Source organism: Streptomyces sp. NPDC048825, from assembly GCF_043198355.1.
GTDB lineage: Bacteria > Actinomycetota > Actinomycetes > Streptomycetales > Streptomycetaceae > Streptomyces > Streptomyces xiangluensis.
Genome location: NZ_JBICUR010000010.1, coordinates 281,615 through 294,139 on the forward strand (window position 1 = coordinate 281,615; position 12,525 = coordinate 294,139).

General features: G+C 70.7%; 12 protein-coding genes. 9 read left to right on the forward strand and 3 right to left on the reverse strand.

Annotated features, from left to right (window positions below):
• Positions 1–8 precede the first annotated feature (8 nt).
• From ACGFNK_RS24840 to mug, 9 genes are all read left to right on the forward strand, one after another.
• Positions 9–2,576, forward strand: a complete 2,568-nt coding sequence (locus ACGFNK_RS24840; protein WP_393419280.1) for an FtsX-like permease family protein — start codon at positions 9–11, stop codon at positions 2,574–2,576.
• 83 nt (positions 2,577–2,659) lie between these two features.
• The gene (locus tag ACGFNK_RS24845) at positions 2,660–3,565 is read left to right on the forward strand and encodes an LLM class F420-dependent oxidoreductase (RefSeq protein ID WP_393419282.1); all 906 of its coding nucleotides are present in this window, start codon (positions 2,660–2,662) and stop codon (positions 3,563–3,565) included.
• A 56-nt stretch (positions 3,566–3,621) separates the two neighbouring features.
• Positions 3,622–4,047: a GNAT family N-acetyltransferase gene (locus tag ACGFNK_RS24850; RefSeq protein WP_393419284.1), complete on the forward strand. Its 426-nt coding sequence runs from the start codon at positions 3,622–3,624 to the stop codon at positions 4,045–4,047.
• 181 nt (positions 4,048–4,228) lie between these two features.
• Positions 4,229–5,560 carry a hemolysin family protein gene (locus ACGFNK_RS24855; protein WP_393419286.1) on the forward strand — a complete coding sequence of 444 codons (1,332 nt, stop codon included), beginning with the start codon at positions 4,229–4,231 and terminating at the stop codon, positions 5,558–5,560.
• The gene (locus tag ACGFNK_RS24860) at positions 5,557–6,570 is read left to right on the forward strand and encodes a hemolysin family protein (RefSeq protein ID WP_393419287.1); all 1,014 of its coding nucleotides are present in this window, start codon (positions 5,557–5,559) and stop codon (positions 6,568–6,570) included. The genes ACGFNK_RS24855 and ACGFNK_RS24860 overlap by 4 nt, the downstream gene beginning before the upstream one ends.
• 459 nt (positions 6,571–7,029) lie before the next feature.
• Complete coding sequence (locus tag ACGFNK_RS24865; RefSeq protein WP_393419289.1) at positions 7,030–7,812, forward strand: SGNH/GDSL hydrolase family protein; 783 nt, start codon at positions 7,030–7,032, stop codon at positions 7,810–7,812.
• Between the two features lie 80 nt (positions 7,813–7,892).
• Positions 7,893–8,231 carry a DUF4326 domain-containing protein gene (locus tag ACGFNK_RS24870; protein ID WP_393419291.1) on the forward strand — a complete coding sequence of 113 codons (339 nt, stop codon included), beginning with the start codon at positions 7,893–7,895 and terminating at the stop codon, positions 8,229–8,231.
• Positions 8,232–8,313: 82 nt separating this feature from the next.
• Positions 8,314–9,756: an adenylosuccinate lyase gene (gene purB / locus ACGFNK_RS24875; RefSeq protein ID WP_386343395.1), complete on the forward strand. Its 1,443-nt coding sequence runs from the start codon at positions 8,314–8,316 to the stop codon at positions 9,754–9,756.
• Positions 9,753–10,298: a G/U mismatch-specific DNA glycosylase gene (gene mug / locus ACGFNK_RS24880; RefSeq protein ID WP_393419422.1), complete on the forward strand. Its 546-nt coding sequence runs from the start codon at positions 9,753–9,755 to the stop codon at positions 10,296–10,298. The genes purB and mug overlap by 4 nt, the downstream gene beginning before the upstream one ends.
• Positions 10,299–10,302: 4 nt before the next feature.
• Here the strand turns inward: mug and ACGFNK_RS24885 are convergent, their stop codons facing one another.
• From ACGFNK_RS24885 to ACGFNK_RS24895, 3 genes are all read right to left on the reverse strand, one after another.
• The gene (locus tag ACGFNK_RS24885) at positions 10,303–10,716 is read right to left on the reverse strand and encodes a hypothetical protein (RefSeq protein ID WP_393419293.1); all 414 of its coding nucleotides are present in this window, start codon (positions 10,714–10,716) and stop codon (positions 10,303–10,305) included.
• A 62-nt stretch (positions 10,717–10,778) separates the two neighbouring features.
• Positions 10,779–11,504: an ABC transporter permease subunit gene (locus ACGFNK_RS24890; protein WP_393419295.1), complete on the reverse strand. Its 726-nt coding sequence runs from the start codon at positions 11,502–11,504 to the stop codon at positions 10,779–10,781.
• Between the two features lie 2 nt (positions 11,505–11,506).
• The gene (locus ACGFNK_RS24895) at positions 11,507–12,439 is read right to left on the reverse strand and encodes an ABC transporter ATP-binding protein (protein ID WP_393419297.1); all 933 of its coding nucleotides are present in this window, start codon (positions 12,437–12,439) and stop codon (positions 11,507–11,509) included.
• Positions 12,440–12,525 lie beyond the last annotated feature (86 nt).

Consider the following 12,525-nt stretch of genomic DNA (forward strand, 5'->3'; position numbering starts at 1 on the left):
AGGCCGTCGTGCTGAAGGCGACACTGAGGAGTTTCCTCGCGCACAAGGGGCGGCTGCTGCTCTCGGCGCTGGCCGTCCTGCTGTCCGTGGCGTTCGTCGCGGGCAGCCTGATCTTCTCGGACACGGTCACCCGTACCTTCGACCGGCTCTTCGCGTCCACGTCGGCCGACGTGACCGTGCTGCCGCGCGAGGATCTGGACTCGCAGCTGCCCTCCGGGGCCGTCCAGACCGTGGACGCGAGCATCGAGGACCGTATCGCCCGGGTCGACGGCGTCGCCGACACGCATCTGGACGTCTCCGTCGAGGGTGTCACCGTCGTCGACAGCAAGAACAAGTCCGTGGGCCCGACCACCGGCGCGCCCACCATCGCCACCGGCTGGTACGTCACCGAGCGCAGCCCCGTGGAGCTGACCTCCGGCCACGAGCCGCGCGGGCCCGGTGAGGCGCTGATCGACGCGGACACGGCCGACAACAAGGACGTACGCATCGGTGACACGCTCACCGTGATCGCACAGCCGGGTTCGTTCAAGGTGGAGATCGTCGGCATCGCGACCTTCACCACCACCAACCCCGGTGCGGCGCTCGTCTTCCTCGACATCCCGACCGCGCAGACGGAGCTGCTGGGCGAGAGGGGTGTCGCCACCAGCATCGCGGTGGACGCGGAGGACGGCGTGAGCGACGCCGCTCTCAAGCAGCGCATCTCCCGCGAGATCGGCACCGAGACCTATGAGGTGGAGACCGCCGACGAACAGGCCGAGTCCGCCGCCGCCGAACTCGGCGGCTTCCTCGACGTGATCAAGTACGTGATGCTCGGCTTCGCCGGAATCGCCGTACTGGTCGGCGTGTTCCTGATCGTCAACACCTTCTCCATGCTGATCGCCCAACGCACCCGCGAACTGGGCCTGTTGCGAGCCCTTGGCGCCGATCGGAAGCAGGTGCGCCGGTCCGTGCTCCTGGAGGCGACCCTGCTGGGCCTGGTGGGCTCCACGCTCGGGCTGGCCACGGGGATCGGGCTCGCGTTCGGACTGATCGAGCTCATGGGCCTGCTCGGGATGAACCTCAAGTCCACCGAGATGGTCATCGGCTGGGTGACCCCCGTCTCGGCATACGCGGTCGGGGTCGGCGTCACCTTCGTCGCCGCGTATCTGCCGGCGCGGCGGGCCGCCGGGGTGTCGCCGATGGCCGCGCTCGCGGACGCCGAAATCGCCGGTGTGGGGCGGCCGTTGCGGGTACGGGCCGTGGTGGGAACGGTCGTCGGAGCACTCGGCGCCGCCGCGCTGGTCGGATGTGTGACCGCGACGGAGACAGGCTCCGCCGCTTCCCTGCTGGGACTCGGCGTCGTCCTGACCCTCATCGCGACCGTCATCGCCGGGCCGCTCCTCGTACGGCCTGTGATCCGCGTCCTCGGCGGAGCGTTCCCGGCCCTGTTCGGCTCGATCGGGCGGATGAGCCAGCGCAACGCGCTGCGCAATCCGCGTCGTACGGGTGCCACCGCGGCAGCTCTTATGGTCGGCCTCGCCCTGGTCGGCGGGATGTCCGTGGCCAGCGCGTCCATGACCGAGTCCTTCGACCAGCAGATCGACAAGACACTGGGCGCCGACTTCGTGGTGCAGAACAACAACTTCCAGCCGTTCCCTCAGGAGATCACCGAGAAGGTGGACGACACGGACGGCGTCGGAATCGTCGTACGCCAGCGGTTCGCGCCCATCGCGGCCACGCTGCCGGACGGCGACCGCGTCGAGACGGCCGCGGGCGGCTACGGCGACCAGCTCGACGAGGTCGCGAACATCACGTACGCGCAGGGCGACACCGCGGCGGCGCTGGCGCCCGGCAACATGGCCATGGATGTCGACTACGCCGAGGATCACGACGTACGCATCGGCAGCGTCATCCCCATCGAGTTCCCGGCCGGCCGGCAGACCGAACTGCGGGTGGCCGCGCTCACGGACCAGGAGGGCGGCGAGGGCTTCGGCGCGCAGGGAGCGATGTACTTCGGCCTGAAGACCCTCGAGCAGTACGTGCCGGGCGGTCAGGACTCGACGCTGTACGTGAACGCCGCCTCGGGCACCTCCGTCGACACGCTGCGCTCGCGCCTGGAGCAGACGCTCGACCCGTATCCGCAGGTGCAGGTGCGCGACCAGGCCGACTACAAGCAGCTGGTCCGCGACCAGATCGCCGTACTGCTCTATCTGGTCTACGCCCTGCTGGGCCTGGCGATCGTCATCGCGGTGCTCGGTGTGGTCAACACCCTTGCCCTCTCGGTCGTCGAGCGCACGCGCGAGATCGGGCTGCTGCGCGCGATCGGCCTCGCCAGGCGGCAGTTGCGCCGGATGATCCGGCTGGAGTCTGTGGTGATCGCCGTGTTCGGCGCGGTTCTCGGGCTCGCGCTGGGGCTTGTGTGGGGCGTGTGCGTGCAGCAGGTCCTGGCGCTCCAGGGCATGACGGCGCTGGCGATCCCGTGGGTCACCATCGTCGCGGTCGTGGTGGGCTCGGCGATCGTGGGCATCGTGGCGGCGCTGCTGCCCGCGTTGCGTGCCTCGCGGATGAACGTGCTGGCAGCCATCGCGCACGAGTGAGGAAATCGCACATGAGTGACGGCGGCACGTACGAGTGATGGAATCGGGTACGTGCTCAAGTCCCTTGTCTGTGAGGAGAGTCCATGTCGCAGCCGCAGCCCCTCCGCCCGTTCCGGTTCGGCGTCAACCTGGTCACCCCCGCACCCTCCGAGGAATGGCGCGCGAAGTGCCGCCGGGCCGAGGAACTCGGCTACGACGTGATTCTGGTCCCGGACCATCTGGGGATGATCGCGCCGTTCCCGGCCCTGATCACGGCGGCCGAAGCGACCGAGCGTCCGCGCCTGGGCACGTTCGTTCTCAACGCGGGCTTCTGGAACCCCACGCTGCTGGCCCGCGAGGTCGCCACCACGGACGCGCTGACGGGCGGGCGCCTGGAACTGGGCCTCGGCACCGGATACGTACAGGCGGAACACGACACGGCGGGCCTCCCCTGGGGTTCACCGCGGGAGCGCGTGGACCATCTGACGCGTACGGTCGAGGAGTTGGAGCGACTGCTGGGATCGGCGGATCACCAGCCGCAGCCCGTGCAGAAGCCACGGGTGCCACTGCTGATCGGCGGCAACGGCGACCGGGTGCTGCGGCTCACTGCGGAGCATGCCGACATCGCGGCGTTCACGGGCGCGCGTACGGTGCCGGACAGCCCGACGGGCACGCTGGCGCCGATCACAGCTGAGGAACTCGAGGAGCGTGTGGCCACGTACCGGCGCCTCGCGGCCGACCGCAAGGAACCCGCCGAGCTCAACCTGCTGATCCAGATGGTGGTCATCACCGAGGACCGCCGTGCGACGGTCCAGGAGTGGCTGCCCCTCGTGCCGCATCTGACCGAGCAGCAGATCCTCGAGCTGCCGATCATCCTGGTGGGGCCCTTGGAGCGGATCGTCGAGCAGGTGCGGGAGCAGCGGGAGCGGTACGGGTTCTCGTACCTCACCGTCCTGGAGCCGTACATGGAAGCCTTCGGGCCGGTCATCGAGGCGCTGCGCGGCGAGTGAGCGTCCGGATCGTGGAATTCGCCGTCCATCCGGTGCGCCCGTGATGGGATCGCGGCATGACTGATCTTCGGATACGGGCCGCGCTGCCCGACGACCTCGACGCCGTCCTCGCCTTCTGGAAGACGGCCGCCGAGGGCACGAGCATCAGTGACGACCGGGAGGGCGTGGAGCGGCTCGTCGCCCGTGATCCCGAGGCGCTCATCCTCGCCGAGTATGACGGGGAGCTGGTGGGCACGGTCATCGCGGGCTTCGACGGCTGGCGCTGCCATCTGTACCGCCTCGCCGTGCATCCGGACCGCCGCCGCCTCGGCATCGGCTCGGCGCTGCTCGCCGCCGCGGAGGAGCGGTTCGCACGGCTCGGTGGGCGGCGAGGAGACGCGATGGTGCTGCAGCGCAACGAGACCGCGCAACATGCGTGGCGGGCGGCAGGGTACACACCCGAGGAGCATTGGCGACGGTGGGTGAAGCCGCTCGGCGCGTGACCGGCGCACGGGCGACTTTGCTGACCCTTTACTATATGAAGATCTGGTCTTCTTCCTAGGAAAGGTGTGAGCGTCCGCCCATGGGCGAGCCTCCCAGTCCCGGCAGCCCGCGCGGTCTCGCGCCGTGCGGGCATCATGCGATCCCCACTCCTCTGTCCGACCATGGGACGGAGGTGACCCGATGACCGAAGTGCTCCTCCTCGCGGTGGCCGTTCTGCTCTCCCTGGCCTGCGGCGCGTTCGTCGCGGCGGAGTTCTCGCTGACCACGGTCGAGCGCGGCGAGCTGGAGCGGGCCGCCGAGCGCGGCGAGGTCGGCGCCTCGGGCGCACTCAAGGCCGTACGGAATCTGACCTTCCAGCTGTCCGGCGCGCAACTCGGCATCACCGTCACCAACTTGATCGTCGGCATGCTCGCCGAGCCGTCCATCGCCAAGCTGATCGCCGGCCCGCTGGAGGCGGTCGGCATGGGCCCCTCGGTGGCCTCTTCGACCGCGCTGGTCATCGGTACGGCGCTGTCGACGGTGTTCCTGATGGTCGTCGGCGAGCTCGTGCCCAAGAACTGGGCGATCTCCTCGCCGCTGTCGGTGGCCAAGAAGGTGGCGACGCCGCAGCGCTGGTTCAGCACGCTGTTCCGGCCGTTCATCACCCATCTCAACAACACCGCGAATCGTGTCGTACGCCGCTTCGGTGTCGAGCCCACCGAGGAGCTCGCCTCGGCCCGTGGGCCGCAGGAGCTGATGGCCCTGGCCCGGCACTCCGCGAAGGAGGGCGCGCTGGAGGCGGACACCGCCGAGCTGTTCGTCCGCACGCTGAACCTCGCGGACCTGACCGCGGAGAATGTGATGACGCCGCGCGTACAGGTCATCGCCCTGGATGTGCAGGCGACCTGCGAGGACGTGGCGAACGCGACGCGCGCGACGGGCCTTTCGCGTTTCCCCGTCTACCGCGGCAACCTCGACTCGGTCGTGGGTGTCGCGCACATCAAGGACGTACTGGCGGTGCCCGCCGAGCGCCGTAGCCGCAGCTCCGTCGCACAGCTGATGCGCGAACCCCTTCTCGTACCGGAGTCGCTGACCGTCGACCGGCTCCTGGACCGGATGTCCGGGAAGCGGACGATGGCCGTCGTCATCGACGAGTACGGCGGCACCGCCGGGGTCGCCACCCTGGAGGACATCGTCGAGGAGGTCGTCGGCGAGGTGCGGGACGAGCACGATCCGCACGAGGTGCCCGACCTGGCCCAGGCCGGCAAGGACGACGACGGCCGGTCGCTGTACTCCGCCGACGGCGCGGCCCGCACCGACCAGCTCGCGCGGGTCGGGCTGCGGGTGCCCGAGGGGCCGTACGAGACGCTGGCCGGGCTCGTCGCGACCGAACTCGGCCACATTCCCGACGTCGGCGACACCGTGGACGTCGTCGGCTGGCGGCTCGAAGTGACGGACGCATCGGGGCACCGGGCCGCGCGGGTGCTGCTGCACGCTCCGCTGCCGCTCATTGAGGAGAAGGGGACGCTGTGACCGCCGTACAGCTGCTGATCGGTCTGGCGACGCTCGTCGTGAACGCCTTCTTCGTGGGCGCCGAGTTCGCGCTGATCTCCGTACGCCGCAGCCAGATCGAGCCGTACGCCGAAGAGGGCGACCGGCGGGCACGGAGCGTGCTGTGGGGTTTGCAGCACGTCTCCGCGCTGATGGCCGCCGCGCAGCTCGGCATCACGCTGTGCACGCTGATCCTGGGTGTGGTCGCGGAGCCCGCGATCGAGCATCTGCTGGAGCCGGTGTTCCACGCGGTGGGCGTGCCGGAGGGCGCGGGGCACGTGATCTCGTTCGTGATCGCGCTGGCCCTGGCGACGTATCTGCACATGCTCCTCGGCGAGATGGTGCCGAAGAACATCGCGCTCGCCGAGCCGGTGCGCACGGCACTGCTGCTCGGCCCGCCGCTGGTCGCACTCTCCCGGGCGCTGCGTCCGGTGATCTTCACCATCAACGCCTTCGCGAACGGCCTGCTGAAGCTGATGCGCGTGGAGGCTCGGGACGAGGTGACCGCGACGTTCTCGGACGACGAGCTCGCCCGCCTCGTCCAGGACTCCAGCGCCGCGGGCCTGATCGACGACCGGGCCCAGGAACGACTGCACGACGCCCTGGAGCTGGGCCGCCGCCCTGTGCGGGACGTCGTCCTCCCGCTGGAACGCGTCGTCTACGCACGCGTGGGCGTCACGCCCGAGCAGTTGGAGGCCCTGTCGGCGGAGTCCGGCTTCTCCCGCTTCCCCGTCGTGGACGGCGGCCGCCGCATCGTCGGCTACCTCCACGTGAAGGACGCGCTGGACGCGATGCCGCGCGATCTCCCGTTCCGGGTCACGGACATGCGCTCTATCGCCCGCGTCCGGGAGAGCACGCCGCTGGACGACGTGCTCACGGCGATGCGGCGCAGTCGTACGCATCTGGCGGCGGTGATCGGCGGGGACGGGCTGCTGGCAGGGGTGGTGACGATGGAGGACGTACTGCGGGAGTTGTTCGGGCAGCCGGCGTGACGACGTGCGAGTCGGCGGACCCGCGACCTTGAGGGGTCGGGGCCGGAGTGGGGCAGGTGATCGGCTTACCGGCGGTGCCGGTGGGGGCTGACCGGCACCGTCGTCAGCGGACCGGTGCTCGGCGGACGCCAGCGGGTGTCCCGCTGAGCGGCGGGCGCCGGCGGCGGACGGGCTCGTCGGCCGGCCGGAGACCGATGGGCCTCGCCGGTTGCCCGGTGGCCAGCGAACTGACGGGCGCCTGGTGCACGGCCGGCAGGCATGGCCGTGGTGGAGCCGCCATCGGCTGACCGCCGGGAGCCGAAGGTTCCGGCGAGTGGCCGACGGCCGGAGCCCAGGGTTCCGGTGGGTGGCCGACCGATGGGAGCAGTGGGTGCCGCTGGGCGGCCGACCGCCGGGAACCGAGGGTGCCGGTGGGTGGCCGACCGATCGGTATGTGCACCGGATACCATCGCTTCCGCCATGGAGACGAATGCCACCTACACCAGTTTTGTCGCCGTCGGCGACTCCTTCACCGAGGGCATGTCGGACCGGTTGCCCGACGGCTCGTATCGCGGCTGGGCCGACCTGCTGGCCGGCCGGATGGCCGCTCGGACACCGGGCTTCCGGTACGCCAATCTCGCCGTGCGCGGCAAGCTGATCGGGCAGATCGTGGCCGACCAGGTGGGCATGGCGGCGGCCATGCAGCCGGACCTGATCACGCTGGTGGGCGGGCTGAACGACACGCTGCGCCCCAAGTGCGACATGGGGCGGATACGCGGGCTCCTGGAGGAGGCCGTCGAGCGGCTCGCCCCGTCCTGCAAGCAGCTCGTGCTGATGCGCAGCCCCGGACGCCAGGGCCCGGTGCTGGAACGGTTCCGTCCGCGCATGGAGGAGCTGTTCGGCTGCGTGGACGACCTCGCGGCCCGGCACGGCGCACTCGTGGTCGACCTCTACGGCGCCCCTTCACTCGCCGACCCCCGTATGTGGGACGTGGACCGGCTGCACCTGACGGCCGAGGGACACCGCCGCGTCGCGGAGGCGGTGTGGCAGACACTCGGCCACGAGGCGCAGGACGCCGAATGGCGCACCCCGATGCCCACGAGCGCACCGCCAGGTTGGGTCACCCGCCGGACCGCCGACGTCCGGTTCGCCCGGCAGTACCTGCTGCCGTGGATCGGACGGCGGATTACGGGGCGCTCGTCGGGCGACGGCCGACCGGCGAAGAGGCCCGAGTTGCTGCCGTTCGACGGACCGATGGCGTAGGCGTAGGAAGGGGCGGTGGCGTGGGTCGCCTGCGCGTCGGATGATCGGAGGCGTCGCCGGCGGCGCGAAGGGAGCCTCGCGTGACCACCACCGTGATCAACCTCAAGGGCCATATCCAGGAATTCGGGCCCCGGCTGGAGAAGGCCCCCGCGGACCTCGTCTACGTCGGCCGCCGCTGGACCAGGGGCGGCTGGGACCTGCCCGAACACCCGCTCAACAACCCGTTCGTCCCCGACACAGCCAAGAAGAAGCACGACGGCACCCGTGCCGAGGTCATGGCCAAGTACCGGGCGTACCTGCTGGAACGCCCCGACCTCCTCGACCTGGTGCCCGGACTGCGCGACAAGACGCTGGCCTGCTGGTGCGCACCGGAGCTGTGCCACGGCGACATCCTGGCGGAGCTCGCCGACGCGTCCTGAGCGGCCTCGGACCGCGCTTGTAGCTTCCGACCAACAACCCCGTGGCGCTGGCCTGCGGGAACCGCCAGTAGAATCAGGCCACGTGACTCCCGCGCCCGCAAAGCCCCGTATCCCGAACGTCCTCGCCGGCCGCTACGCCTCCGCCGAGCTCGCCGTCCTGTGGTCCCCCGAGCAGAAGGTGAAGCTGGAGCGTCAGCTCTGGCTCGCTGTGCTGCGGGCCCAGAAGGATCTGGGGATCGAGGTGCCGGACGCCGCCCTCGCCGACTACGAGCGCGTTCTCGACCAGGTCGACCTGGCCTCGATCGCCGAGCGCGAGAAGGTCACGCGGCACGATGTGAAGGCGCGGATCGAGGAGTTCAACGACCTCGCCGGGCACGAGCACGTCCACAAGGGCATGACCTCGCGTGACCTCACCGAGAACGTCGAGCAGCTCCAGGTACGGCTCTCGCTGGAGCTGATGCGCGACCGTACGGTGGCGGTCCTGGCGCGGCTCGGGAAGCTGGCCGGTGAGTACGGCGAGCTGGTCATGGCGGGCCGCTCGCACAACGTCGCCGCGCAGGCCACCACCCTCGGCAAGCGCTTCGCGACCGCCGCCGACGAGCTGCTCGTCGCGTACGGCCGGGTCGAGGAGCTGCTCGCCCGATACCCGTTGCGCGGCATCAAGGGCCCGGTGGGCACGGCCCAGGACATGCTCGACCTGCTGGGCGGCGACGCGGCGAAGCTCGCCGAGCTGGAGCAGCGCATCGCCGGGCACCTCGGCTTCTCGCAGGCCTTCACCTCCGTCGGCCAGGTCTACCCGCGCTCGCTCGACTACGAGGTCGTCACCGCCCTGGTGCAGCTGGCCGCGGCCCCGTCCTCGCTCGCGAAGACGATCCGACTGATGGCCGGGCACGAGCTGGTGACCGAGGGCTTCAAGCCCGGTCAGGTCGGCTCCTCGGCGATGCCGCACAAGATGAACACCCGCTCCTGCGAGCGCGTCAACGGCCTGATGGTGATCCTGCGCGGCTACGCCTCGATGACCGGCGAGCTGGCGGGCGACCAGTGGAACGAGGGCGACGTCTCCTGCTCGGTCGTACGCCGCGTCGCGCTGCCCGACGCCTTCTTCGCACTGGACGGCCTGCTGGAGACGTTCCTCACCGTGCTCGACGAGTTCGGTGCCTTCCCCGCGGTCGTCGCGCGTGAGCTGGACCGCTATCTGCCGTTCCTCGCGACGACGAAGGTCCTGATGGGTGCCGTACGCGCCGGTGTCGGTCGGGAGGTCGCCCACGAGGCCATCAAGGAGAACGCCGTCGCTTCCGCTCTCGCGATGCGCGAACAGGGCGCCGAGCGCAACGAACTGCTCGACAAGCTGGCCGCCGACGGCCGCCTTCCGCTGGACCGTGCGGACCTCGACGCGCTGATGGCCGACAAGTTGTCCTTCACGGGTGCCGCCGCCGACCAGGTGTCCGCCCTCGTCGGCCGGATCGAGGAGATCGTCAAGCAGCACCCGGAGGCGGCGGGGTACACGCCGGGGGCGATCCTCTGACCCGCTTCACCTCTGCGGACCTGGAGGCCGCCCGCGGCCGGCTTGTGCCGGATGTCGTCGCGGACGGCCTCCGCGTTCTGTTCTGCGGCATCAATCCCGGCCTCATGACGGCCGCGACGGGCCACCATTTCGCCCGCCCGGGCAACCGTTTCTGGCCGGTCCTGCACCTCTCCGGCTTCACACCCCGGCTGCTGAAGCCTTCGGAACAGGGCGAGTTGCTCTCGTACGGGCTCGGCATCACGAACGTGGTGGCGCGGGCGTCGGCGCGCGCCGACGAGCTGAGCGCGGAGGAGTACCGGGAGGGCGGGCGGCTGCTGAGTCTGAAGGTGGCGCGTCTGCGTCCGCGCTGGCTTGCGGTGGTGGGCGTCACCGCGTATCGGGCGGCCTTCGACGACCGCAGGGCTCAAGTGGGGCCGCAGGAGGCGACGATCGGTGACACCCGTGTGTGGGTGCTGCCCAATCCGAGCGGGCTGAACGCGCACTGGACCGCGCAGACGATGGCGGAGGAGTTCGGGCGCCTGCGGGCGGCGGCGGAGGCCTGACGGGTCATACCGGGTCCGTCTGCGTGACGACGGCCAGGAGTTGGACTTCGTCCGTCTCGTCCCGCTCGGCGACGGCAACGGCGACCCAGCGGCCGGTCCCCTCCGCCTCCCACAGGTAGGCCACGCGTGCGCGTGCGCTGAGCGAGGCCCATGGCTCGGGTATCTCCTCTCGCTCGGTGCGCAGGAGGATGGTCTGCAGGTTCCAGGGATCGGTCTGCCCCCAGCGTGGCGCGAGGCGTTCGTAGATGGCGTCCCGGTACTTCTCGTACTGGCCCACCGTCACCGCACGCTCCGCCGGGTCACCACCCCGCAGCCCGTGGCTGCGCTCCAACTCGACGACGTGAGACCGGCCGTGTTCCGTGGGAAAGGGGCGGAAGCACAGCTCGTCGATGAGGGCGATGTGCCGGGCAGTGTGCATGCGGTCCAGTAAACCGGTCCCCACTGACAATTGGCGCCCCGTCAGCCACAAGCCGCCGCTGGTCACGCGTCCCTGCGCCGTACGCTCCACGCCCCCGCCGCCAGCGCGGCCGCGGCCCACAGCGCGGTCACCGCCAGCCCGCTCCAAGGGCCGAGCGCGCCGTCGGACGTCTCGTGGAGAACCACCTGGCCCGCCTTGTCCGGCAGGAAGTCGGCGACTGAGCCGGACGCTCCCCCGACGACGAACGACACGATGAGCAGGAACGGGATCAGAATGCTCAGGGTGGCGACTCCGCTGCGCAGCAGGGCGGTCAGGCCGGCCGCGAAGAGGGCCATCAGCGCGAGGTAGAGCCCGCAACCGACGACACCCCGCAGTCCCTCGCCCCAGCTCAGGCCGCTCCCCTGGTCGCCGAGGACTGCTTTGCCCACGGCAAGGCTCACGAACCCGGTGACCAGCCCGACTGCCAGGGCGGGTACGCCGACCGCCGTCGCCTTCGCCGCGAACCACCGCCCCCGATGGGGCGCCGCGGCCAGCGAGACCCGAAGCGCACCGCCCTGGAACTCGGACGAGACGGCCTGCGCGCCGAACGTGATGGCCGCGATCTGCCCGAAACTGACGCCGAAAAAAGCCGAGAACAAGGGGTCGAAGTCCTCGTCCGAGGAGGCGTCGAGCCCGGCGATCGCGGAGAAGGCCGCGGTGACGACTACGACGGCGGCCAGTCCGGCGAGGAGGGACCGCAGCGTACGGATCTTGAGCCACTCGGAGTGGAGTACGGGTGCGAACGGCATGGTCAGGCCTCCTGCGGGTGCGTCGGGGACTGGGCGGCGAACTCGGCCTCCGTGGCGGTCAGATCGAGGTACGCCTGCTCCAACGTGCCCTCCTCTGCCGCGAGCTCCAGGATGGGCACTCCCGTGCCCGATGTGAGGCGGCCGATGTCGTCCACGCGCGCGTGGTGCACGATCCACCGTTCGTCCTCACCCGCCACGGCGTGGTATCCGTGCCGGGCCAGGAGCTCCCGAAGTGCCGCACCGTCGGTGGTGCGCACGCGTACGCGTGGCTGCACGCGCGCGTCGATGAACTCCCGCATCGGCATGTCGGCGAGCAGGCGTCCGCGGCCCAGGACGACGAGGTGGTCGGCGAAGGACGCGGTCTCGTTCATCAGGTGGCTGGAGACGAGCACGGTGCGGCCCTCGCGGGCGAGTCGGCGCATCAACTCCCGGATCCAGATGATGCCTTCGGGGTCGAGCCCGTTCGACGGCTCGTCGAGCAGGACCACCGGCGGGTCGCCCAGGAGTGCGGCGGCGATGCCCAGGCGCTGACGCATGCCGAGGGAGTACGTTCTGACGCGGCGGCGGGCGACCGAGGCGAGCCCCGCTTCTTCCAGGACCTCGTCCGCGCGGCGCTCCGGGAGGCGGTTGCTCGCTGCGAGCACGCGCAGATGGTCCCGTGCGGTGCGCCCGCCGTGCGCTGCCTGCGCGTCGAGCAGGGCGCCGACGTGGCGCAGCGGCTCGTCGAGCGTCGCGTAGGCGCGGCCGCCGATGGTGGCGGTGCCGGACGTCGGCCGGTCCAGGCCGAGTACGAGCCGCATGGTGGTGGACTTCCCGGCGCCGTTGGGACCGAGGAAGCCGGTGACCCGGCCCGGCGCGACGTGGAAGGTCAACCGGTCCACGGCGCGCGTGCTGCCGTACTCCTTGGTGAGGTCTTGGATGTCGATGCTGGTCATGGCCCAAGACTGGCCGCCGGGCGGGGGCCCGGGCCTCCCCCGCCCGGGGATACCGTCTCCCTCGCTCGGGGGAGGCCCGCTGTCAG

What these genes read in the sequence shown, in the direction of transcription:
- ACGFNK_RS24845 (WP_393419282.1), top strand. Translation starts at nt 2,660, where the DNA reads ATGTCGCAGCCGCAGCCCCTCCGCCCGTTCCGGTTCGGCGTCAACCTG.
- ACGFNK_RS24850 (WP_393419284.1), top strand. Translation starts at nt 3,622, where the DNA reads ATGACTGATCTTCGGATACGGGCCGCGCTGCCCGACGACCTCGACGCC.
- ACGFNK_RS24855 (WP_393419286.1), top strand. Translation starts at nt 4,229, where the DNA reads ATGACCGAAGTGCTCCTCCTCGCGGTGGCCGTTCTGCTCTCCCTGGCC.
- ACGFNK_RS24865 (WP_393419289.1), top strand. Translation starts at nt 7,030, where the DNA reads ATGGAGACGAATGCCACCTACACCAGTTTTGTCGCCGTCGGCGACTCC.
- ACGFNK_RS24885 (WP_393419293.1), bottom strand. Translation starts at nt 10,716, where the DNA reads ATGCACACTGCCCGGCACATCGCCCTCATCGACGAGCTGTGCTTCCGC.
- ACGFNK_RS24890 (WP_393419295.1), bottom strand. Translation starts at nt 11,504, where the DNA reads ATGCCGTTCGCACCCGTACTCCACTCCGAGTGGCTCAAGATCCGTACG.
- ACGFNK_RS24895 (WP_393419297.1), bottom strand. Translation starts at nt 12,439, where the DNA reads ATGACCAGCATCGACATCCAAGACCTCACCAAGGAGTACGGCAGCACG.